Genomic DNA, 23,907 nt, shown 5'->3' with positions numbered 1-23,907 from the left:
ACCAGTGATTAAATGCATTGCGGCGCGCGGTGCGTCTGCCCTATCAAACGCCACGACAAGCGCGCATCCAAGCGCGGCGAAGGGGAGAGATGGGATGGTCGACATGTCACGCCGTGTCGTGCTGCAAGCCGGGGCGACGCTTGCGCTGCTGCCCGGCGCCGCCATCGGCCAGCCCTTTGCCGGAGAAGAGACGGTGCCTTTGTGGCCCGGCGCGATCCCGGGCGATCGGGGTACTGTGATCTGGCCGAAGACTGACGATCAGTCGAAGGACCCGGCGCATCCCGACCGCTGGCTGACCGGGGTCGACCGCCCGGTGCTGGTGGTGTGCCGTCCGGCCCGGCCCAATGGCGCCGCAGTGCTGGTGGTGCCGGGCGGCAGCTACCGATTCCTCGCTTATGACAATGAAGGCATATCGCAGGCGCGCTGGCTCAACGAGCGCGGCGTGACTGCTTTCATCCTGCGCTACCGCCTGCCGGTGGAGGGATGGAATGGCCGCAGCGAGGTGCCACTGCAGGATGCGCAGCGCGCGATGCGCATCATCCGCGCCGGGGCGCAGCGTTTCGGGATCGATCCCGCGCGGGTTGCGGTGCTGGGATTCTCGGCGGGCGGTCACCTCGCCGGGTCGCTCGCGACACGCCATGCCGAAGCGCTCTACAAACCAGTGGATGAGGCTGACCGGCTGCCGGCGCGCCCCGATCTCGCCGCGCTGATCTATCCGGTGCTGTCGATGGCCGCACCCTTTACGCATATCGAATCGCGAGACGATCTGCTGGGCAAGGGCGCTTCGGTCGCCGAGCGGGAGCGCCATTCGATCGAGATGCGGGTCGATGCACGCACGCCGCCCACCTTCCTCGTCCATGCCTCGGACGACGGGCTGGTCCCGGTCCAGAACAGCCTGGCGCTGTACGCGGCTCTGCTCGCGGCGGGGCGCCCGGCCGAGCTGCATGTGTTCGACGAAGGCGGGCACGGCTTCGGCGTGCGTGCTCCTCAGGCCCTGCCCGTGATGAGCTGGCCGCGGCTGCTCGCCACCTATGCGGCGCGCAAGGGCGTGTTCCCGGCATGAGGATGCTGGTCTGGCTGGCGGCCGCGCTGGCGATCGCGGCGCCGGTGTCGGCGCAGGACCATTATCAGAGCTCGCCCGAACGACGGACGGTCGTCGAGAAGGACTGGGGCCCCTGGCTCGGCCCATTCCGCGCGACGCTGGTGCCGAGTCTGATGCAGGATTTCGGCGAGCGCTATCTCTACGCCGCCGCGAACCGCGCGCTGCCGCCGCCCAGGCCGGGCGAGCGCCGTGTCGTCTTCCTTGGAGATTCGATCACGGATCTCTGGGACCTGTCCAGGGCCTTTCCCGGCAAGCCCTATGTCAATCGCGGCATCGGCAGCCAGGTCACCGCGCAAATGCTGTTGCGCTTCCATCAGGATGTCATCGCGCTGCGCCCCTCGGCGGTAGTGATCCTCGCGGGCGTCAACGATCTGCACGGCGTGCTGCAGCAGGAGACCGAGCAACAGATCGAAGCCAATTACGAGGCGATGGCCGACCTCGCCGACCGGCACGGCATCGCGGTCGTGTTCGGATCGGTCATGCCGGTGAACAACTACACGGACAATGCGCGCGACATGCTGAAGGAACGCGATCCTGCGGTGATCCGCGCGCTCAACGCCTGGCTGAAGGCGTTCTGCCGGACGCGCGGCTATGGGTTCGCCGATTATCATGCTGCGATGACTGACGGGCATGGCCTGCTTCAGCGCGACCTGACGCGCGATGGCCTTCATCCGCTGCCGAGCGGCTATGCCCGCATGGCACCGATCGCGCAGGCGGCGATCGACCATGTCCTTGCCCGCAAGCGCCGTTGAGCGGCGTCAGGGCTTGTCCGCCAGCGAGCGGGCGAGGTGAGCGGTGAGGTCGCGGCGCTGCTCCGGGCTGAGCGTGCCGAACACGCCGCGCACATGCTCGGGCAGATGCCCGGCCGGGTCGCCGTTCGCGTGGAAGACGAGATGATCGAACATGCCCTTCCAGATCGCGCGCCGTTCCGCCGGCAGATCGCCCATCGCGAGGAGCGCGTGGAGCAGCGCGTTCAGCGGTGAGGCTGCTTCGCGGATGTCGTTCCACCAATAGTTGATCAGCACGCTCAGCGGATCGAGCGAGCGTACCGCATGCCACCAGAAATAGGGGATGAAGATCGCGTCGCCGGGCGCGAGCTCCGCCGTCTCCGCTGCCTCCAGCGCCTGGGCGAAACGCGGATAGCGGTCGAGATCGGGCGCCTCGACATCGACCATGCTGACCGGCGCGCCGGCTGGCGTCATCTCGAGCGGGCCGACATAGAGGTTCGCGATCTGATCGGGCGGGAACAGCGTGAAGCGCCGCCGCCCGCCGACGACGCAGGCCAGATTGTCGTTGGAGTCATAGTGCGTCGCGACCTGGACGGCGTTGCCGATCCAGATCCTCGGGCGCACCTCTGGCAGAAGCGGCATCGGATTCGCGTCGGCAAAACCGGGGAGCACCTCGTCAGTCGGCGCCGACTGCATTGCGATGGCGAGCGGTTCGGCGGTGGCCGCCTGATGGAGCAACTGGCCGACCACGTCGCTCACCCGGGCATCGCGCCGCCCGAAATTGAAACCGGCCATGTCGTCGCGGTAGAAGAAGCGGCCGCCGATAGCGGGCGCTCCCACCACGCAGCCGGCCGACTTGCCGCTGTCCATCGCCGACAGATAACGGGCGAGGTCGGCGGCGCCGCGCCGACCCTCGGCGACGGCCGGCCAGTTGGCAACCAGCCCGCGCAGCACGGCGGGCCGCGCCTCGGCGATCACCGATCGGAACATGGCCGGGTCGACTTCGCGGATTGCCCTGATGATCCTGCTCCCTCCCGGTTTTTGCCCGGGACTCGTGATGGACGAACATAGCTCCTTCGGAATGAATTTCGCCAGAAAACCTGCGCAATTTTGTGAAAAAGACACGCACATGTAAAAATAATCGCATATTCAGCTATGCTGCACATGCGAGCTATTTTTCGCGATGAATCGCTCAGCCATGGGATAGACACCGGTGTCCTTGGACATTTCCCGGTATGCAGTCTGCTGCATTGCGGCGGCTCAATTTTGCTGCGCTGCAATATGACAACGTACGTCTCATGCTTGAAAATCATTTTTACCAGTGCTAGACAATGCGGGCAGAAAGAGCGCTCAAGCGTCGCATATCGGGAGGATCGAAGGCTCAATCGAATTGCCGCTGTCAGATGCACCGGACGGGTTCCGGTGGACGGACGTGCTTCGATCGCAACGATCCTGTCGACGAGACCAATGGATGACGGGCGTCGCGAACGGCGCCGACTTCACGGGGAGGGGACCCTTTTGATGGTATTCGATGAAATCGCTTCTGGACCGGCCCGGTCGATGGGTGCCTCCAGGCGCCGGCATCTCGGCGCGTCCTCGCTGGTGATCGCGGCGATGATGCTGCCGATGCCTGCCCTGGCGCAGACTGCCATCGCCGATGCCGCCGGCCAGGCCGGCGCCGGGGGTGGCGCAGGCCAGGGCCCCGATGCCCAGGCGTCCGAGCAGGACTCGGCGCTCTCGACCGACACCAAGGGCGATATCGTCGTCACCGGCATTCGCGCCTCGCTGCAGACTGCCCAGGCGCGCAAGCAGAATGCCGAGCAGATCGTCGATTCGATCACCGCGCAGGATATCGGCGCGCTGCCGGACCGTTCGGTGTCGGAAGCGTTGCAGCGTATCGCCGGCATCACGCTCCAGCGCACCAACGAGAATCGCGACCCTGCCCGCCTGTCGTCCGAAGGCGGCGGCGTGTTCATCCGTGGTCTTTCCTGGGTGCGGTCCGAGCTCAACGGCCGTGACGTCTTCTCGGCGAACAACGGTCGCGGGCTGAGCTTCGAGGATGTATCGTCGGACCTGCTCGCCGGCGTCGACGTGTACAAGAACCCATCGGCCGAACTGGTCGAGGGCGGCATCGGCGGCATCGTCAACCTGCGCACGCGCAAGCCGTTCGATTCCACAGGCCTCGTCCTCGCGGCGTCGGGCGACTATAATTATGCCGATCTTCGGAAAAAAGGTTTCTGGTCGGGCAATGTGCTGGCCAGCGATCGCTGGTCGACCCCGCTCGGCGAGATCGGCGTGCTGCTGTCGTACAGCATCGGCAATATCGGCAATCGCACCGACAGCATCTCGGCCGGCCGTTACGATGCGGCGCCCCTCGGCAAGGCGCAGGACGGCGTGTCCGCGGGGACGACCGTTTTTGTTCCCAACGGCATGGGTTTCCGCCAGATCGACTGGGAGCAGAAGCGGACGGCCTTTGTCGGATCGGTGCAGTGGAAACCGAGCGAGACCTTGCTGCTGACCGGCGAAGCGTTGATCAGCCAGGCGGACCCGCACGATATCGAACATGCGGTCGGCGATTATGCCGGGCCGTCGGTCGCGGCCAATTCACCCGACATCGGAACCTATACTTTCGGCCCGAACCGCGAGCTCTCCTCGGGCACGATCACCAATCGCCAGATCAATCCGGATACGCGGTTCGGGTCGCAGCACAAGAAGACGCAGGATTATTCGCTCAACCTGCGCTGGACGCCCGATGAGCATTGGGCGTTCAGCGCCGATGTCCAATATGTGAAGTCGACGGCGCAGGTGGTGAGCATGACCGCCTTCACCCAGACCAACACGCTAGGCACCTTCAAGTTCGATTTCCGCGGCGACGACCCCTCGCTGACCGTCACGCCCACCGCCGGGCCGGGCGCCAGCTTCGGCACCTGGGCCAACCAGAGCAGCTATTGGTGGGCCGCGGCGATGGACCATATCGAGGACAATGAGGCGCATGAATGGGCCGAGCGCGCCGATGTGGAATATAGCTTCATCGACAACCCGTTCCTGAAGTCCTTCCGGCTGGGTGCGCGCGGCACCGATCGTACCGCGATCACCCGCCAGACCGGCTACAATTGGGCGCTGCTCAGCGAGCAATATTGGGGCGCGACCGGCAACCCGGTCTATCTCAACCAGACGGGCTATGCCGGCGGCCCCCAGGCGCCCGGGCTTCCGGGGCAGTCGGAGCTGTTCACCTACAGCAACTTCTTCCGCGGCAAGGTGCCGGCCATCGGCAGCAGTTTCTGGTTCCCGAGCAACGCGCTGGTCAGCAACGGCACCGCCAATGCCTATAATTACCTGAAGAGCACTGAATCCGGCGGCTGGGGCTGGACCCCGCTCAGCAGCGATTATTCGCTCGCCGCGCCAGGCGCCGACAATGTCAGCGGTGGCATCAACAACCAGAGCGAGAAGACCAGGGCCGGTTACGCCCTGCTCCGTTTCGGCTCGGATGGCGGCCTTCATTTCGATGGCAATATCGGCGTTCGTGTCGTCAATACCGACACCGGTGCGACGGGTTCGGCGATCCGGGTCGCGGCACCCACGGCGGGCTGCGCCGTCGGGACCCCGATCACGTCGGGGCCGAGGGCGGGGCAGACGGTCACCCAGGCCGATTGCAACCTGCTGGCCAGCGCCGTCGCCTTTTCCGGCGGCAATATCGGCGGACTGACTCAGGCGCATAGCGGTTCTTACACCGATGTACTGCCCAGTCTGAATCTGCGCTTCTTCCTCCAGGACAATCTGCAGCTCCGCCTGGCGGCCGCCCAGGCGATCGTCCGTCCGACCTTCGCGCAGCTCAATCCCTTCACCACCCTCGGGTTCAGTTTCGACTCCGCCACTGGCATCGCCAACGGCACGGGCGCGGGCGGCCGGGTGACGGCTTTCACCGGCACGGCGGGGAATCCCGATCTCAGGCCGACACGATCGAACCAGTTCGACGTCAGCCTGGAATGGTATTTCTCGAAATCGAACAGCCTGACCCTGGCGGGCTTCTACAAGGACATCAGCAACTATATCTTCGCGGGCGTCGCCTCGCAGACCTATACGAGCGGCGGGCAGACGCTGACCTTCGACGTGACCCAACAGACGAATGGCGCGCACGGCAAGATCAAGGGTTTCGAGGTCGCCTATACCCAGTTTTTCGACATGCTGCCCGGGCCGCTCAGCGGCCTCGGCTTCCAGGGCAACTTCACCTATGTCGACAGCTCCGGCGGCAGGAATACCGCGGTCAATGTGTTCGATTCGAACCAGACGACCAATGCGATCAGGCCGAACCTGCCGCTCGAGGGCCTTTCCAAATACTCCTTCAACGTGGCGGGCATCTACGAGAAATACGGGATATCGGCGCGGCTCGCCTATAACTGGCGGTCGAGCTATCTGCTGACGACCTCGGCGGCGAACATCAACTTCCCGGTCTGGTCGGAGAAATACGGCCAGCTCGACGGGTCGATCCTCTATTCGATCGACAAGCATTTCAAGATTGGTGTGCAGGGCACGAACCTGCTGAACGCGCGGACTTTCCTTGATGTCGGCGATCCCGATCTCAAGCCGCGCTACAGCTGGACGGACACCGATAGACGGTTCGCATTCCTTGTGCGTGGCGTTTTCTAGCCCCTCCTGTAACCTTGCGCCCCCGGAGCGATCCGGGGGCGTTTTTTGGCTACTATGACCCTCCTGATTGCGTAGACCGTTTCCATGAGTGAGGCGCCCGTCCGCAGGATCGTGATCGCCGGCGGCGGGACCGCGGGCTGGATGGCGGCCGCGTTGCTCGCGCGGCTGATGCCGCCGCCCTTTGCCGAGATCGTGCTGGTGGAGTCCGACGAGATCGGCACGATCGGCGTGGGTGAGGCGACGGTACCGCTGATCACCCAGTATAACGGGCTGCTCGGCATCGACGAGCCCGACTTCGTCGCGAAGACCAACGGCACCTTCAAGCTGGGCATCGAGTTCCGCGACTGGGGCGAGGCGGGCAATGTCCATTTCCATGGCTTTGGCGATTATGGCGACGCCATCCAGGGCGTGGCGCCGCATCACCATTGGCTGAAGCTGCACGAGGCGGGCGAGACCGCGCCGATCGAGGACTGGTCGATGCCCTATGCGGCCGCGCGCCGCGACCGCTTCGCGCCGCCCGAGGCGATGCGGGGCGAAGCGGCGTTCTACAAATATGCCTATCATTTCGACGCTAGCCTCTATGCCCGCTACCTGCGCGGCTATGCCGAGGCGCGGGGCGTGCGGCGGCGCGAGGGGCGGATCGGCGATGTCGTGCTCGATCCTGAGACCGGGAATGTCGCCAGCCTGACGATGCAGGATGGCGGCGAGGCCATTGCCGGGGATTTCTTCATCGACTGCACCGGCTTTGCCGGCTTGCTGATCGCGCGGGCGCTCGGCGTCGGCTATGTCGACTGGTCGCATCTGCTGCCGTGCGACCGCGCGGTCGCGGTGGGGTGCGAACGCCGGGGGCGGATGACCCCGTTCACCCGGTCGACCGCGCGCCCCGCGGGCTGGCAGTGGCGCATCCCGCTGCAGCACCGGATCGGCAACGGGCACGTCTACGCCAGCGCCTTCCTCTCCGATGACGAAGCGGTGGCGACCCTGCTCGACAATCTCGACGGCGCCCCACTCGGCGAGCCTCGGCTGCTGCGCTTCACCACCGGGCGACGCGCGCAATTCTGGCATCGCAACGTCGTCGCGATCGGGCTCGCCGCCGGGTTCCTGGAGCCGCTCGAATCCTCGAGCATCCAGCTGATCCAGACCGGGCTTGCGCGGCTCGTGGAGATGCTGCCCGACAAGCGCTTCGATCCGGTACTGATCGACGAGTATAACCGCGTCACCGCGAACGAATATGAGCGGATCCGCGACTTCCTGATCCTGCATTATTGCCGCAGCCGCCGGCCGGAGGCGATGTGGTCGCAGTGCCGCGCGGCCGAGATCCCGGAGACGCTCGCGCGCAAGATCGCGGTGTGGGAAGCGGGCGGCAAGGTGCCGCTCTACAGCGAGGAATCCTATCAGGAGCCGAGCTGGGTCTCGATCTTCCTCGGCAATGGCGTGCTGCCGCGGCGCTATGACCCGATCGTCGACCAGCTGCCGCTCGAGCATCTGCGCGGCGGCATGGCGCAGCGGCGCGCGGCGATCGCCCGGGCGGCGGAGACGATGCCCGATCATGCGACCTTCCTCGCCCGCTGCTGCCCGGCGCCGCTGGCCGCATGAGCGACGGCAACGCCATCCGCTCGATCCTGGTCGCGGGCGGCGGCAGTGCGGGGTGGATGGCGGCGGCGGCCCTGTCCGCCGCGCTGGTCGGCACCGGTTGCCGCATCACCCTGGTGGAGTCCGAGGAGATCGGCACCGTCGGGGTGGGCGAGGCGACCATCCCGCCGATCCAGGCGTTCAACCGCATCCTCGGCATCGACGAGGCGGCGTTCGTCCGCGCGACGCAGGGGACGTTCAAGCTCGGCATCGAGTTTGCCGACTGGCTGCGGCCGGGGCATCGCTATTTCCATCCGTTCGGGCGCTATGGCGACGATTTCGGGATGACGCCGTTCCACCAGCAATGGCTGCGCGCGCGGGCCGAGGGCGATGCGACCCCGCTCTCGGCCTATTCGCTGACTGAGGCCGCGGCGTACCTCAACCGGTTCGACCGGCCGCCCAATGATCCGCGCTCGGTCTTCTCGACTTTCTCCTATGCCTATCACTTCGACGCCGGGCTCTATGCCGCCTATCTGCGCGCCTATGCCGAGGCACGGGGAGTGGTCCGGGTAGAGGGCAAGATCGCCGAGGTGGCGCTGACGCCGGAGACGGGGTTCGTCGAGGCGCTGGTGCTGGAGGACGGGCGGCGGCTGGAGGCCGAGCTGTTCCTCGACTGCACCGGCTTTCGCGCGCTGCTGATCGGTGGGGCGCTGGGTGTGGGATACGACGACTGGAGCGAGTGGCTGCCGTGCGATCGGGCGATCGCGGTGCCGAGCGAACGCATGGCGGACCTGCCGCCCTATACCAGGTCGACCGCGCGGCCGGCAGGGTGGCAATGGCGCATCCCGCTGCAGCATCGCACCGGCAACGGCCATGTCTATTGCAGCCGCCATATGGACGATGACGAGGCCGAGCGCATCCTGCTCGCCAGTCTCGACACGCCCGCGACCGGCGATCCGCGCCGGCTGCGCTTCACCACCGGGCAGCGCAAGCGAGCCTGGGAACGCAACGTGGTCACCCTCGGGCTCGCCTCGGGCTTCCTCGAGCCGCTCGAATCGACCAGCCTTCACCTCGTCCAGAGCGGCATCACCAAATTGCTCGCCTGGTTTCCCGACCGCGATTTCGATCCGCGCGTCAGGCACGAATATAATCGCCTGGTCGCGCGGGAATTTGAATCAGTGCGCGATTTCCTGGTGCTGCATTACCGGGCGACCGAGCGCGAGGGACCGTTCTGGCAGGGATGCCGCGAGATGGACATTCCCGACACGCTGGCCGCGAAGATCGAGATGTTCCGCCATAGCGGCCGGCTGATCGAGCGCGACAAGGACCTGTTCCACGAAGCGAGCTGGCTCGCGGTGCTGCTCGGCCAGGGCATCAGCCCCGAACGCTACGACACGCTGGCCGAAGTGGTGCCGCTGAACGAGGCGCGGGCAGTGCTGGGCGGGATGCGCAAGGTGATCGCGACCACGGCGGCGGGCATGCCGGGGCATGCCCAGTTCATCGACCGCCATTGCCGCGCCGGGTGAGGAGAGACGGATGAGACAGGCTGGATGGGCATTCGCGGTGGCGCTGGGATGCGCCGCGCCGGTGGTGGCGCAGGACGCCGCGCCGGTGCGCGGAGAGGCGGGCGCCGAGCTGGTGTCGCGCCGGGCGAGCGGCGAGGTGCATGTCGTGGCCGATCCGACGCTGTCGGACGGGCGGCTGGTGTTGCGCATCGTCGTGCTGAACCGGGGCACGGCGCCGCTGAGCTTCGGGCCGGGCGATGTCGCGGTGGCGACGGCGGACGGCACGCCCGTGCCGCTGGTGCCGCGCGCGACCCTGCTGGCGGAGCAGGGCGGCGGCCGGCCGGGCAGCGCGACCGAGGACACCAGCCAGGGCCATGCCGGCGCCGCGTTGCTGGTCACGCCCAACGGGCAGACCGACGTCACCGGCTTCACCGGCGGCATGGGCACGACCACCGCCGGCGTGCCGCAGGGGACGATCGACCGGTCGAAGCGGCGCGACCCCAAGGCCGAGGCAGCGGTGGCGGCGCTCGACGCCGTGCTGCTCAAGCAGATTACCCTGAAGCCCGGCGCGGCCGATGGCGGGCAGGTCGTCACCACGAAGCTCAAGCGCGGCAAGACCGCCATGGTCACCGCGACGATCCTGGTCGCGGGCGAGCCGCACCGGTTCGAGATCGCGGTGCCGAAGCGCTGAGCGGACCCGCGTGACGAAACGGTTGCCGCCCGACCATCGACGGTCCTATCTGATCGCATCCCCCGATCGAGCAGCGAGGCGCGGCGTGCCATCAGACGAGACGACCATCGACGACGACGACCGCCGCTACAAGGCACCCGCGCTGGAGAAGGGGCTCGACATCCTGGAGCTGCTGGCGACCGCGCGCGGGCCGATGACCCTGACCGGGATCGTCAACGAACTGGGGCGATCGCATGGCGAGCTGTTCCGCATGGTCCAGGTGCTCGAGTTCCGCGGCTATATCGAGCAGGATTCGGCGGCCGAGGGCTATCTGCTGACTGACCGGCTGTTCTCGCTCGGCATGCAGCAGCCGCGGATGTACAGCCTGGTCGAGCTGGCGCTGCCGGTGATGCGCCAGCTGTCGCTCGATCTCGGCCAGTCCTGCCATCTCGCGGTGCACACGCTGGGCGAGATGGTGGTGGTGGCGCGGATGGAGTCGAGCGAGCAGCTCGGCTTCTCGGTGCGGGTCGGCTACCGGCGGCCGCTGCACCAGGCGGCGTCGGGCGCAGTGCTCTATGCCTTTCAGCCCGAGGATGTGCGCCGGCGCTGGGAGAAGCTGCTCAGCCCGCCGCTCGGCGACGAGGAACTGGCCAGCTTCCGCGCGCATGCCGATGAAGTACGCAAGCGCCGCGTCGAGCTGACGCCGAGCAAGTTCGTGGCGGGCGTGACCGATATCTCCGCGCCGGTGATGCGCGGCGGCGTGGCGGCGGCGGCGCTGACCGTGCCGTTCCTGAAGAAGCTCGGGCCGCATCTGCCGCGGGCCGATGCCGGGGCCTATGTGCGCGCGGCGGCTGACCGGATCTCGGATCAGCTGGTCGAGGGCGATAGCCGGATCTGATTTTCGTGGCTCGGTGATGCGCTGAGGCCGACCCATGCTTCCTTGTGCTCCCGCGAAGGCGGGAGCCCAGGCTGGGCTCCCGCCTTCGCGGGAGCACAAGGAAGTGAATAGACGCATCCCCACACCCCAAAACGCCGCCCCCAACCACTGTGCGCTTGCGCTGCCCATCATTCCCACCTATGAAAATGCTCATCACCCGCGAACGAAGTGTCGGGCAAGAGAGGGGCTGGTACGGCGTGCCGGGGAGGGGTCGAGTGAGGTGCTGTAGTGACCGCCGTCCCGCGTATCGGGGTCGCGCATGACGACGATCACCGGCGTCCGGATCGTCGACCTGCGCTTTCCCACCGCGCTGATGCTCGACGGGTCGGATGCGATGAATCCCGACCCCGATTATTCCGCCGCTTATTGCATCCTCGACACCGACGAGCCGGGGCTGACGGGGCATGGACTGACCTTCACCATCGGGCGCGGCAACGAGATCTGCTGCGCGGCGATCGCGGCCCTGGCACCGCTGGTGGTGGGGCTCGACCTCGACTGGATCCGCGAGGACGGCGCGCGCTTCTGGCGGCATGTGACGAGCGACAGCCAGTTGCGCTGGATCGGGCCGGAAAAGGGCGTGATCCACCTCGCGACCGGAGCGATCGTCAACGCGGTGTGGGACCTGCTGGCCAAGCAGGCGGGCAAACCGCTGTGGCAGCTGATCGCCGAGATGAGCCCGGCCGAGATCGTCGGGCTGATCGACTTCCGCTATATCTCCGACTTCATCACGCCCGAGGAAGCGGTGGCGCTGCTCGAGGAGCGGTCGGCCGGCAAGGCGGCGCGGGTCGAGACGCTGAAGGCGAAGGGCTATCCCTGCTACACCACCTCGGCGGGGTGGCTCGGCTATTCGGACGAGAAGCTGCGGCGGCTGTGCGCCAAGGCAGTGAGCGACGGCTTCGGCCATATCAAGCTGAAGGTCGGCGCCAACCCGGAGGACGACCGCCGCCGCGTGACGATCGCGCGCGAGGTGATCGGCCCCGACGTGAAGCTGATGATCGACGCCAACCAGATCTGGGACGTGGACGAAGCGATCGAGCGGGTGAAGGCGCTCGCCTTTGCCGACCCCTGGTTCATCGAGGAGCCGACCAGCCCGGACGATATCGAGGGGCATCGCCGTATCCGCCAGGCAATCGCGCCGATCGAAGTGGCGAGCGGCGAGATGTGCCAGAACCGGGTGATGTTCAAACAGTTCATCAGCCGCGGCGCGATCGACGTGGTGCAGATCGACGCGTGCCGGCTGGGCGGGGTGAACGAAGTGCTCGCGGTGCTGCTGATGGCGGCCAAGCAGGGCCTGGCGGTGTGCCCGCATGCCGGCGGCGTCGGGCTGTGCGAATATGTCCAGCATCTGTCGATGATCGACTATCTCTGCTTTTCGGGCACGACCGAGGGACGCGTGGCGGAATATGTCGATCATCTGCACGAGCATTTCGTGACGCCCTGTGTGGTGAAGGGCGCGGCGTACATGCCGCCGACCGCGCCGGGTTTCTCGATCGAGATGAAGCCCGCGACGCTTGCGGGATTCGCGTTCAGCCCGGTCGGCACCGCGTCGGCGGCATGATCGACCGGCGCGGCTTTCTCGGCGGGGCGGCCGGCCTGGCGGGGGCCTCGCTGACCGCGACGGCGCAGGCGAAGCAGGTCGACGCCAACTGGTCCTCGATCGTCCGCGATTACGAGACGCCGCGCTGGTTCCGCGACGCGAAGTTCGGCATCTGGGCGCATTGGAGCGCGCAGTGCGTGCCCGAGTATGGCGACTGGTACGGCCGGCTGATGTATGTGCAGGGCAACCCGTTCTACGAGCATCATTTGAAGACCTATGGCCACCCGGCCGACACCGGCTTCATGGAGATCGAGAACCGCTGGAAGGCGGAGCATTGGGACCCCGAGGCGCTGATCGCGCTCTACAAGAAAGCCGGCGCCCGATATTTTATGGCGATCGCCAACCACCACGACAATCTCGATACGTTCGATTCCAGCCACCATGCCTGGAACACGCTGCGGGTCGGGCCGAAGCGCGACATCATCGGCACCTGGGAGAAGATCGTGCGGCGCGAGGGGCTGCGCTTCGGGGTGAGCAACCATAGCGCGCATGCCTGGCACTGGTGGCAGACGGCCTATGGCTATGACGCGGTCGGCCCGCGCGCCGGGCAGCGCTACGACGCGTTCAGACTGCGCAAGAGCCAGGGCAAGGGCCAATGGTGGGACGGGCTCGACCCGCAGGCGCTGTATGTCGGCCCGAGCTTCGTGCCGCCCGACGGCATCGGATCGATCGCGGCGATGGACGCCTGGCACGAGGTGCATGACGGGCGCTGGATGGAAGGATCGCCGCCCGCGCCGCCGGCCTTTGTCGCCACCTGGCTGCTCCGGCAGAAGGAGCTGGTCGAGAAATACCGGCCCGACATGGTCTATTTCGACGATACCGGCCTGCCCTTCGGCGCGACCGGGGTCGAGGCGCTGGCGCACTTCTACGCTCAGTCGCAGCGCGAGCATGGCAGCATCGACGTGGTCGCGACGGGCAAGCTGCTCACCCCCTATCAGCGCCGCGCGATGGTGGAGGATGTCGAGCGCGGCTTCAGCGACCGGCTGCGCCCCGAGCCGTGGCAGACCTGCACCTGCATCGGCGACTGGCATTACAACCGCGCCCGCTTCGACAACAAATCCTACGTGCCCGCAGAGCAGGTGATCCAGCGGCTGTGCGACGTGGTGTCGAAGAACGGCAATCTGCTGCTCTCCATCCCGATGCGCGGCGACGGGACGATCGACAACGAGGAAGAGACGATCGTCGCCGGCATCACGCGCTGGATGGCGCGCAACGGCGACGCGGCGATCTACGGATCGCGGCCCTGGCGCCTCTATGGCGAGGGGCCGACTCAACTCAGCGCGGGCCATATGAACGAGGGCCAGATGAACAAGGATGGGGCCGGCGCCTTCACCGCGCAGGATGTGCGCTTCACGGTGAAGAACGGCACGCTGTTCGCCGCGCTGCTGCGCTGGCCGGAGGGACCGGTGACGATCGCTTCGCTGGCGTCGCGTGCGATGCCGGGCGCGCGGATCGAACGGGCGACCCTGGTCGGCGGCGGCCCGGTGGCGTTCGAGCGGGATGGCTCGGGGCTGAGGCTGACCTTGCCGCGTGCGGGGGCGGGCGAGGTCGTGCCGGTGATTGCGCTGGAGGGCGTGGGGCTGATCTGACGCGCGGCCGGGACGGGCGGTGGGGCTAAGGATAGCCACGAGGGGTAATGTCAAGGACCGGGAACCGGGGTGCTGCCGGTTGCGGGGCGGCGACCGGTGGCTGTGCGGGTGCGAAAGGAGGCGGCGAGAGCGGCGGCCGTGGCGGATTCGGCGTCGGCGTCGGCTCCCAGAGGCCTGGCGTCGACGGCGCAGCCGGTCCTGCATAGGAGGCCGGCTCTTCGTCCGGGGATGAGCAGCTCCCCTTGGCCGGCTCGTCATCCGGACAGGTGTCCAGGTCAGGGTCGGGCTCCAGATCGGGGTCCGTATCCGGGGCTTCTGGCGGCGGCGGTGGTGCCGACGCCTGCTGCTCCCGCTGTTGCGCCAGCCTTTTCTCTTCGTCTCTGGCCTCGCAGCGGCGGACGAACGCCGCAAGGGCCATCCGGCTCTCGCTCATCTCCTCCTGCTTTTCCGCCATGCGCCATTTCTTCGGCCGACGGACGCGAAGCCAGTTCAGCGCGGCATTGGTGTCGGGCGGCAAATGATGCTGGTAGGTGGCATAGACCGGGTCTTCGCCAGCGCTCTTGAAGACTTTGGTGCGCTCGACCGTGCAGCCGACGGCGCGGGCATAGAGCGCGCGCTCGACGCGGTCATCGGCGTGGTCCTTGCCGGCGATAACGGCCTCGGCGAACGCCTCATGCGTGTTGCGCCAGCGATAGATGGTGCGGACACAGGCGCCGAAATGCTCGGCGAGTTCCTCGTCGGTGGCGCCCAGGCGACACAGGAGGCGGGCCTGATCGGCGAATTCTGGTTTGTAGATCATGGTGCCGGAATAGCGGCGGTGGGGTGAGGTTTGAATCGATGGGGTGGGTGGTCAGAATGTCATGAGGGTCGCTGACATTTTTGGATGGGTGGGAAGACGATAAACTATTGATATTGCTATATTCTGCTAAATTCACGTGCGTAGTTAAGTGCAATGTCACCGGAATTGCCGATTGATGTAAATGCCGCCGACGAAAGCCGCGCCGATTGCGACGAAGCTCCCGATCAATGCCTGCCAAGTTTCCAGAAAACCAATCATCCCGACGGGCCAAATTTAAATTCGACGATATCCGATAACCTTTCCATGCCATGGACACAGGCGCGATACGACAGTGGTGATCGGTTCTAGCATGTCCTACATCACCTACGCACATTCCGAATAGGATGAGGATTGAAAATGGCAAGAGACAGGAAGCCCGCCGCGGCAACAGGCGCGCGCGAGGCGCAGGCATCACCGGTACCTAAGCCAAGCCCGGTGCCCATGTCCACTCCATCTGCCTCTGCTGCCGCGGCAAAAAGAAGTTATCTAAAACAAGCTGATGTACCTAACACATCGCTTGAGGATGCGCTCAGAATACCTCAAGCGATATTCGACCACTACGCGGGCCGACCAACCGCCCCATTTCATATAGCTAAAGCACTTAGCATAGATCCCAAAGGTTCTCAGATGCGGGTGTTGTCAGGCGGTGGCATAGCATTTGGCCTTATCGAAGGCGGCGCTCAGGCTGCCGTCGTATCTGTAACTGAACTGGCTAGGCGCATTATCCGACCTAGGGCCGAGGACGAGGACGTGGAAGCAAAGCGAGAAGCTGTGCTGAAGCCGCGCGTCTTTGGGGAGTTTCTTAAGAGGTATGATCAGAGCCCGTTCCCTCGCCATGACATAGCGATGAACGTTCTGGAGGAGCTCGGCGTTCCTCGCGATAAGGCTGAGGAGGTTCTGGAGCGTCTGGACGCTAGTGCTAAGTCCGTCGGCTTCATCGAGCAGATCAATGGCAAAGACTACGTAAGCCTTCAAACCCCAGTGGGTACGGTGCCTAGCATTCCGGCGGAGGAGCAAAACGCTTCTCTTCCATTGCCTTCACCCGATCTTACGATCCGCGATGATCCGACTCCACCAATTGTGGAGCTTCAACGCACAAAGGTTCTGCCTCCTGTGGTGCCCTCGGCAGGTGCTTCATTGAAGGCGGCGGTTGAGGATGATTTGCGACGCCGGCGAGTGTTTATCACTCACGGTAAAGACCGAGCTCTGGTGGAACCAATCAGAAAACTCTTGGAGTATGGAGAACTAGAGGCGGTGATATCTGTAGAAAGGCAGTCAGTATCGAAGCCAGTACCAGAGAAGATTATGGACGATATGCGTCGGTCAGGGGCGGCTATAATTCATGTCGATGCTGATACTGTGATAACCGACAAAGATGGAATCGAACATGTGTTGCTCAATCCAAACGTCCTTATAGAAATTGGTGCGGCGATGGCATTCTACGGCCGCCGCTTCATTCTTCTAGTCCGGGAAGGTGTGAAATTGCCTTCAAATCTTCAGGGACTCTATGAAGTTCGTTATCCGGGCAGCACCTTGGACGCGAGCGCGACAATCCGTCTTCTAGAAGCGATGAAAGACATTAAGAATTATGTCCTTCCAAGTGACAGGGAGATAGATGATGGGGCTTAATCTATGCTTGCTTTGGCGCGGAGTATCGTCGGTTTTACATGGGCGAGCGAAACCTGGGATCGCGACGTGTTCGAAACGCGATCATACAACTGACCTGTTACGGGACAAAATTACGGAAAGTTCAATTTATGCCTGACGGTACGGCAAGTAATTATCATCGCTGCTATATTTCGGCGCCCACTGGTCTTGAACTTGGCGTTCTGCCTGAACTGCTGCTTGATCGTGGCATCGCATGGGAATGGGCCAAAGACGGCCCTTTTGACTTGGTCGACGCGAGTGGAGGAATGCGGCTCGCAGACTTTGTTCTTGTCGTGTTAAATGGCACAATCGCTGATTATCGGGGGGTCTTTGAGGCAGGTATCGCGATCGGGCTCGGCAAGCCTATCCTTCTCGTGCAAGCGCATTCTAGACCTCTACCAATCGACCTCCGCACATTCACGACTGTGAAGGCCGGGCTTGGCAACCGGGAGGCGCTCGGCTTCCATCTGGACTTGTTCCTGGCCTCCCCAGCTATTTCTCGAAGTCCCCGGCCGGTTGAGCGTCTTCCGAGCGAAGCGCTCGCCCGGACGTCGCGTAAGCGGGAGGGGCGCACAACGTTTGAGACCGATCTTGAGCGACGAGCATACGATGCGGTGATCGCAGCGGGCGGGTCAGCGATCTCCGAGCCGCGATCAGATTTGGATGGCCGCTATCGGCCTGACCTGCTGGCTTGGCTCGGCAATGTGGACGCCGAGTTGCTAGATCCCGCGGTGATCGAGGTCCGAAGCGGGGCGGATGCAAAGTCAGCGCGGCAACTTGAGGAGAGGCTGCTGAGCTTCATGCAGTCCACCAGTGTTCGCATGGCGCTTGTGCTAACGACATTCGCTCCGCCCGAGCGCGATCAGCAACTCTCAGACAGCGTGCTCTGGATGACAATTGACAAGTTTGAAGAACTTGCTCGTTCGGCTCGGCTGGGAACCTACGTTCGGGAGACCCGAAACCGCATCATGCATGGAGCGCGCTGATGCCAGCGATCGATCATGTCGCGGTCGCGGCTATGTTGTCGGCAGGCGATGCCGGTAATACTGCGATAAAAGGAGAAGCTCTCGAATCGGTTGTGTCTGGGACGTTTTGCCTGCTCGAAGGCGTTGGTGTCATCAAGCGCAATATGCTCGACAATGCGGGCTCGATGGAAATTGACATCCTTCTTTACAATCAGCGCCATCCGGCAGGCCTGCCATTTCTCCCGAGTCATCTGATTATTGAATGCAAAAACTGGGCCGCGCCCGTCGATTCTGCCACCCTTACTGTCTTCACTGGCAAGCTCCACAAATGTCGGGTGGATTTCGGCATTTTGGTCGCTGCTAACGGCGTAACGGGTAACCGGGACGACCGAACGCGAGCGCAGGCGCATTTGCGCAGCGTCTTCGACCGCGAAGGGCTGAAGGTGATGGTTATTACCCGTCCCGAGATCGAGCATCTGCGCGACACGGACGATCTTGGAGCGATGATGCGCGAAAAATATGGAGATTGCATCATGGGTGCAGATCAGTTTTAGCGGTCGAATTCGGTCGCTCGTTCGGGTCGGCGATAAGGCTTGTGTAATTTTTATCAAACTCCATTTATGATAGGCAGCGACTAATGCTCCCACTACCGATAGCCTGACAAGACATCTTGGGGATACTCATTGGCGCAGCCGACAAAATCCGAGCCAGTTCAGCAACCTGCTATGTCTGCCAATGATATTCGCCGCGGTATTGGCCGCCTGCAAAAGCGTGTCGAAGAAGTTTACGCTTTCCAGCCGAACGCCGTGCGCGATCCTTACGACGATCCGCTTCTCGATAGGCTGAGCGCGTCGGTGAGGGAAACGATAGGTGGGGTCTTCGGCATGAATACGCCAGCCTATGCCAACTTCATCAGAGCATCTGAGTTTTCCCCAGGATTTAAATTCCTCAACCGCAAACCGAGTCGAGATGAAATTACCGAGGTCTTCGAGACATGCAAACGACGCTCGCTGGGATTACTCGCAGCCGCAATCACCTCTCTTGATGAGCGGATAGAAAACGAAAGTTACATCGATGCAGAGAAAATTGCTTCCGCGTCTAGCTCAAGCAAGGTTTTCATAGTTCACGGTCATGACGTCGCGGCTAAAGAAAGTCTGGCGCGCTTCTTGGAAAAGATCGAGATAGATGCAATTATACTGCATGAAGAGCCGGACCGCGGGCGCACCATCATTGAGAAGTTTGAGGAATGTGCTAGCCAAGTTGGCTTCGCCGTGGTTCTGCTGACCCCAGACGATCTCGGGGGGCAAAACGCGGCTCAGGTCCAACAGGCGCGTGCACGACAGAACGTGGTGTTTGAACTGGGCTACTTCGCGGCCAAGTTGGGGCGCGGTAGAACATGCCTAATGCGCAAGGGCGATGTTGAGATTCCTTCCGATCTTTTCGGGGTGATCTATACCAATCTCGATGAGACCGAAGGCTGGAAGCTAAAGTTGATTAAGGAGCTGAAGGCCGCTGGAATCAGATTCGACGCTAACAAAGTTTGGGGGTAATCAGACTGGCGGCAAACGTAGTGGTTTGCTCACCGCTCCCGCACCGTAACCGCCTTCCCCTCATACACCACCCCAGTCGCGCCATTCTCCGCAAAGTCCGGCGCCACCGCCTTGCCCGGCCCGTAGAACCGCACTGACACCGCCCGCTTCGCCGGCATGCCCGCATAACCCCCCTCGCGCGCGCCGATGGTGAGCGTGCGCGTCGCCTGGTCCCAAGTGATCGGCACGCGCGCATATTTGCCCTGGAGATAGGCCGGGCTCACCCCGTCGTCCTCGTAGAGCGAGAAGCTGGCGTCGGCGCCGGTGAAGACGTGGAGGACGAGCGGGCCGTCGGGTTGGTCCTTCGTGCTCTGCACCTCGGGGCCGGTGGGCAGGATGCTGCCGGCGCGGACGAAGAGGGGCATGCGCTCGTACGGGGTCGCGGCGGTGATCGTGCGGCCGCCCGGATGGTATGCGCCGGTGTTGAAATCGTACCAGTCGGCGCCCGCGGGGAGATAGACCTGGCGGGTGCGTGCCTTGAAGACAGTGACCGGGGCGACGAGCAGGCTGGGGCCGAACAGATATTCGTCGTCGATATTCCACACCTTCCTGTCGGCGGCGAAATCCATCACCAGGCCGCGCATGATCGAGCCGTCCTTGAGGTTGGTGTCGGCGCCGAGCGTGTAGATATAGGGCATCAGCCGGTAGCGGAGCTGATCGTACCAGATCATCGAGCGCTGCATCGCGGGGTCGTCGGCCGAGATTTCGTAGATCTCGCGCCTGGGCGTCTCGCCATGGCTGCGGAACAGCGGGCTGAACGCGCCGAACTGGAACCAGCGCAGATTGAGCTCGCGCCATTCGGCCCGGGCCTCGGGCAGCTGGTTGGTGTAGCGATCCTCCACCGCGAAGCCGCCGATATCGTGCGTCCAGTTGGGCAGGCCCGACATTGAGACGTTGACGCCGGCCGAGATCTGGTCGCGCAGATCGTCCCAGCGCGCGGCGGTGTCGCCCGACCACACCGCCGAGCTGGTGCGCTGCAGCCCGCCAAAGCCCGAGCGGGTGAGGATGAAGGGGCGCACGTCGGGCCGCGCGTCGCGCAGGCCCTCCGCCATGCCCTGGGCGTGGACCAGCGGGAAGCTGTTGAACAGGGCGGCGCCGGGGCCCTTCGCGGTCGGGCCCATTGCGTCGATGCGTTCGTCGATCGACAGGTTGGAATGGATGTCGGGCTCGGTCGCGTCCATCCACCAGGCGTCGAAGCCGAGCGTCACCAGCCGTTCGCGGACCTGGCGGAAATAGATCGCCCGCGCCTCGGCCGCATAGGGATCATAATCGGTATTGAGATAGCCGGGGCCGACCCAGTCCTTGCGCTTGGCGTCGAGATTGCCGTGGTAGAGATAGCCCTTGGCGTCGAGCTCCTTCGCGTTCGCGGTGTTCGGGTAGAATTTCGGCCAGACCGAGATCATGATGTTGGCGTCGAGGGCGTGGACTTCGTCGACCATCGCCTTGGGATCGGGGAAGCGCTTCTTGTCGAACTCGTGGCTGCCCCATTGGTCCTCGGGCCAGTAGAACCAGTCCTGCACGATATTGTCGAGCGGGATGCGGCGCTTGCGATATTCGCGGACGACGCCGAGCAATTGCTCCTGCGTTTCGTAGCGCTGGCGGCTTTGCCAGAAGCCATAGGCCCATTTGGGCAGCATCGCGGCCTTGCCGGTAAGGTCGCGATAGCCGGCGACGACAGTGTCCATGCTGGTGCCGCCGACATAATAATAATCGGTCGCCTTGCCGACATCCGACGACATCCACAGCGAGTGGCGGTCGGGGGCGGGCAAGGGATCATTGTGGTAGAAGGCGATATAGCCCGCGTTCGGCTCCCATTCGATGCGCAGGTTCACCGGCTTGCCCTTGACCATGGGCAGGGTGAAATTGTGGAACCAGGGGTTCCAGTTCTGGCGCCAGCGCTCCAGCACCAGTCTGCCGTCGGCAAAGACCTTCACATAGCTGGAGGAATAGAGGCGGAATTTATGCTCGCCGGTGGTCTCCGGGGTGACGGCGCCGGTCCAGACGACATGCTGGGTCTGCACGGTCTTGCCCGCGGTGTTCTGGCCGCTATCGGCCGAGGCCACGGTTTGCGCCTTGGCGGCGGCGGGCCATTTGTCCTGGTCGCGGATATATTCGTAATTGATCACGGGCTCCTGCCGGGTCACCGCGAGCCGGTCGCCGAGATAATACTCAGCTTTCCAGCCGGGGGTGCCGCCGCTCGTCACCTTCAGTTTCGTGCCGACAAAGGCATAGGGCGTGGGGTTGCCGAAGCGGGTGATCGAGTTGTTGTCCCACAGCAGGCCGTAATGGCGGGTGGAGACGAGGAAGGGGACGGCGATGTCCATATTGTGCTGGGCGAGCTCGACGTCCTCGCCATTGTAATTCATCTGGCGGTTCTGGTGCTGGCCGAGGCCGTAAAAGCCTTCGTCGGTGCCGCGGTTGAACTGTTGCCGGGTGGCGAGCCAGGGCTTGCCGTCTAGGGTGACGGGGTGGAAGGCGCCGCGGGCGGCTTCGTCGAGGGTGAGCTTGCCGGTGGCGTCGCGGAAGGCGACATGGCCGTCGCTGAGGCGGATCTCGGCGGTGGCTTTGGCGGCCTTTAGGGTGACGAGGCCGTTGGCTTCGGTGACGGTCAGGGTGCCATGGGGTTTGGCGACGACCATGAAGCTGTCGGGCAGGTCGAGGCTGGTGCCGGGGACGGCGGTGACGCGGAACTTGTCCTCGCCATAGACGAGTATGCGCACGCGCTTGGCCGGGCCGCTGTCGGGGGTGACGACCACGCCGTGATCGACGCGCTGGACATCGGCCGCGGCAAGCGCGGTGGAAGCGGTGCCGGCGAGCAGGATCGCCGCGGCGAAGACGGGGAGTTTCACTTCTTCTCTCCTATTGCCAGGTCGCGAGCTTCACGCGGAGCAGTTGCGGCTCCGAGGTGAAGTTGAGGCCGTAATCGGTCTGGTCGCCGTTCCACAGGCGGTCGAACACCCAGGCGCCGTCGACATAATGGCCTTCCTCGACGCGCTCGAGCATCAGGTGGCGTTTGCCGGGGTCGGTGAGGGCGAAGTCCACGCGGGCGTGGAAGCCGGTGACGAGATACTCCGACGGGCCGAGCCGCGCGATGGCGACGCCGCCCGAGGGGGTGTCGTTGCCGGTCGGGGCGGGCGTGCCGAATTGCGGGAGGCCGAAGCTGATGGTGGCCTTGTGCGCGCCGAGATCGAGCGATTGCGCGTGCTTTGCAGCGGGATCGGTGGGCTCGGCGGCGCCCCACACCTGGCCTTCATAAGCGAGCTTGGCCCAGACTCGTTCGAGCGGGCGGAACAGGCGATAGTTGCGGGCAAAGGCTTCGATCGTCTCGGGGTCGAGCGCCTTGGCGCCGAGCGGGAAGTTGGAATATTTCGTGGCGTCCATGCCGAACGGCGCCCAGCCGATCGCGCCGCGGCCGATCGCCGGGAAGAAATAGCGGGCATAGGGGCGGGCATTGCCGGTCTCGGGCACGAACAGCGGATTGTCGGGCCTCGTGTAGCGATCGAGGAAGCCGAGATATTGCGCGTGATCGGGGTTGTAGATGTCGGGGCTCACCACATCGAGATGCGGGGCGGCGGCCTTGTAGACGTCGATCACCGGATGGGAAGGCCCGCCCGAGGCGAAGCTGTTCGGGTCCTGCCAGACGAACGGATTGCTGGTGAGCGCGGCGTTGGCATACATCGGCAACGGCTTCACGGCCTTGCCCGCGGCGGCGACCGCGTCGATATAGCTGGCGACGTACCAGCTGTGGAAGAACAGCTCGGCATCGCGGCCATAGAGCTGGGCCCAGCTGCCGGGTTTCTTGCCGGTCTGCTTCACCAACGCGGCGGGGACCTGGCCGGCGAACAACCGGTCGGCCTCGGCGGAGTGATCGCGCGCGCTGCCATAGCTGCCAGGCTCGTTCTCGACCTGCACCATGATGACGGTGTTGGCCTGGTCCCGGTCCTTCAGGTGGCGCATCAGCGCGACGAACGCCTTTTTGTCCGCCTCCAGCGTGGTCGCGCCGTGCGGGCTGAGCGCGTAATGCGTCGCGCCCCTGGCGTCGATCATGCGGGGGAAACGCTTGTTGTCGAGCTTGACCCAGGACGGGGCGTAGCTGGGGCCGGTGTTCTTCCAGGTGCCGAACCAGAGCAGCACGAGGCGGACCTTGTGCTCGCGTGCCTCGTCGAGCAGCGTGTCGAGGAAGGAGAAGTCGAACTTTCCTTCCTGCGGCTCGATCTGTTCCCAGGCGATCGGGACTTCGACCGTGTTGGCCTGGAGCGCGTCGATCACCGGCCAGACCTTTGGCAGCATGGCGGGCCACGCGCTGCTGTTGTTGACCTGCGCGCCGAGCATCAGGAACGGGCTGCCGTCGACGATCAGCGCGTGGCGGCCGTCGCGGCTGTCGATGCGGGGCAGCGGACCGGGCGCGGCGAGCGCGGTGCCCGTGAGCGCGACGGCCGAGGCCAGTGCCCAGCATGCGAGGCCCTTGAGCGCCATTTCCCTCTCCCCCGTCGTTCGATTCCGGCTAGGCCTAGTATCTCA

Annotated in this window: 17 protein-coding genes; 13 read left to right on the top strand and 4 right to left on the bottom strand. The window is 64.6% G+C overall.

The genetic code is table 11. From position 1 onward, the window contains the following. The first annotated feature begins 94 nt into the window (after positions 1-94). Positions 95-1,063: an alpha/beta hydrolase gene (locus AC1DX5_RS01690; RefSeq protein WP_478013903.1), complete on the top strand. Its 969-nt coding sequence runs from the start codon at positions 95-97 to the stop codon at positions 1,061-1,063. After that, the gene (locus AC1DX5_RS01685) at positions 1,060-1,854 is read left to right on the top strand and encodes a GDSL-type esterase/lipase family protein (protein WP_478013902.1); all 795 of its coding nucleotides are present in this window, start codon (positions 1,060-1,062) and stop codon (positions 1,852-1,854) included. Before AC1DX5_RS01690 ends, AC1DX5_RS01685 begins: the two co-directional genes overlap by 4 nt. 6 nt (positions 1,855-1,860) lie before the next feature. Here the strand turns inward: AC1DX5_RS01685 and AC1DX5_RS01680 are convergent, their stop codons facing one another. Then, positions 1,861-2,820, bottom strand: coding sequence for a cupin-like domain-containing protein (locus tag AC1DX5_RS01680; protein WP_465175683.1), 960 nt, complete (start codon positions 2,818-2,820; stop codon positions 1,861-1,863). A 531-nt stretch (positions 2,821-3,351) separates the two neighbouring features. Between AC1DX5_RS01680 and AC1DX5_RS01675 the strand changes: the two genes are divergently transcribed. The 7 genes from AC1DX5_RS01675 (at position 3,352) to AC1DX5_RS01645 (ending at position 14,347) form a co-directional block, all read left to right on the top strand. Next, the gene (locus AC1DX5_RS01675; protein ID WP_478013901.1) at positions 3,352-6,477 is read left to right on the top strand and encodes a TonB-dependent receptor; all 3,126 of its coding nucleotides are present in this window, start codon (positions 3,352-3,354) and stop codon (positions 6,475-6,477) included. Positions 6,478-6,561: 84 nt separating this feature from the next. Then, the gene (locus AC1DX5_RS01670; RefSeq protein ID WP_478013900.1) at positions 6,562-8,073 is read left to right on the top strand and encodes a tryptophan halogenase family protein; all 1,512 of its coding nucleotides are present in this window, start codon (positions 6,562-6,564) and stop codon (positions 8,071-8,073) included. Continuing rightward, on the top strand, positions 8,070-9,575 hold the full coding sequence (locus AC1DX5_RS01665; protein WP_478013899.1) for a tryptophan halogenase family protein: 1,506 nt from the start codon (positions 8,070-8,072) through the stop codon (positions 9,573-9,575). Before AC1DX5_RS01670 ends, AC1DX5_RS01665 begins: the two co-directional genes overlap by 4 nt. A gap of 10 nt (positions 9,576-9,585) precedes the next feature. Next, positions 9,586-10,245, top strand: a complete 660-nt coding sequence (locus AC1DX5_RS01660) for a hypothetical protein (RefSeq protein WP_478013898.1) — start codon at positions 9,586-9,588, stop codon at positions 10,243-10,245. An 85-nt stretch (positions 10,246-10,330) separates the two neighbouring features. Next, the gene (locus AC1DX5_RS01655) at positions 10,331-11,122 is read left to right on the top strand and encodes an IclR family transcriptional regulator (RefSeq protein ID WP_465171840.1); all 792 of its coding nucleotides are present in this window, start codon (positions 10,331-10,333) and stop codon (positions 11,120-11,122) included. A gap of 298 nt (positions 11,123-11,420) precedes the next feature. Further along, positions 11,421-12,719: an L-fuconate dehydratase gene (locus AC1DX5_RS01650; RefSeq protein WP_465171841.1), complete on the top strand. Its 1,299-nt coding sequence runs from the start codon at positions 11,421-11,423 to the stop codon at positions 12,717-12,719. Further along, the gene (locus AC1DX5_RS01645) at positions 12,716-14,347 is read left to right on the top strand and encodes an alpha-L-fucosidase (RefSeq protein WP_478013897.1); all 1,632 of its coding nucleotides are present in this window, start codon (positions 12,716-12,718) and stop codon (positions 14,345-14,347) included. The genes AC1DX5_RS01650 and AC1DX5_RS01645 overlap by 4 nt, the downstream gene beginning before the upstream one ends. Before the next feature lie 25 nt (positions 14,348-14,372). On the opposite strand, the gene AC1DX5_RS01640 is transcribed toward AC1DX5_RS01645, so the two are convergent. Then, positions 14,373-15,146: a hypothetical protein gene (locus AC1DX5_RS01640; protein WP_478013896.1), complete on the bottom strand. Its 774-nt coding sequence runs from the start codon at positions 15,144-15,146 to the stop codon at positions 14,373-14,375. A gap of 396 nt (positions 15,147-15,542) precedes the next feature. On the opposite strand from AC1DX5_RS01640, the gene AC1DX5_RS01635 reads away from it, so the two are divergent. From AC1DX5_RS01635 to AC1DX5_RS01620, 4 genes are all read left to right on the top strand, one after another. Then, on the top strand, positions 15,543-16,814 hold the full coding sequence (locus AC1DX5_RS01635; protein ID WP_478013895.1) for a TIR domain-containing protein: 1,272 nt from the start codon (positions 15,543-15,545) through the stop codon (positions 16,812-16,814). Positions 16,815-16,942: 128 nt separating this feature from the next. Beyond that, entirely contained in the window at positions 16,943-17,818 is an 876-nt protein-coding gene (locus tag AC1DX5_RS01630; RefSeq protein ID WP_478013894.1) for a hypothetical protein, read from the top strand. Beyond that, positions 17,818-18,351 (top strand): restriction endonuclease, encoded by a 534-nt coding sequence (locus AC1DX5_RS01625; protein ID WP_478013893.1) that lies wholly within the window; start codon positions 17,818-17,820, stop codon positions 18,349-18,351. Before AC1DX5_RS01630 ends, AC1DX5_RS01625 begins: the two co-directional genes overlap by 1 nt. 171 nt (positions 18,352-18,522) lie before the next feature. Next, entirely contained in the window at positions 18,523-19,347 is an 825-nt protein-coding gene (locus AC1DX5_RS01620; RefSeq protein WP_478013892.1) for a TIR domain-containing protein, read from the top strand. A 29-nt stretch (positions 19,348-19,376) separates the two neighbouring features. Here the strand turns inward: AC1DX5_RS01620 and AC1DX5_RS01615 are convergent, their stop codons facing one another. Both AC1DX5_RS01615 and AC1DX5_RS01610 read right to left on the bottom strand, forming a co-directional pair. Further along, entirely contained in the window at positions 19,377-22,235 is a 2,859-nt protein-coding gene (locus AC1DX5_RS01615; protein ID WP_478013891.1) for a TIM-barrel domain-containing protein, read from the bottom strand. A gap of 10 nt (positions 22,236-22,245) precedes the next feature. Then, on the bottom strand, positions 22,246-23,862 hold the full coding sequence (locus AC1DX5_RS01610) for a DUF5597 domain-containing protein (protein ID WP_478013890.1): 1,617 nt from the start codon (positions 23,860-23,862) through the stop codon (positions 22,246-22,248). Between the last annotated feature and the right edge of the window lie 45 nt (positions 23,863-23,907).

This window comes from Sphingomonas sp. P2_B6, from assembly GCF_056404755.1.
The sequence above is the reverse complement of the archived record's forward strand: the minus strand, read 5'-3'. Positions and strand labels throughout refer to the sequence as shown.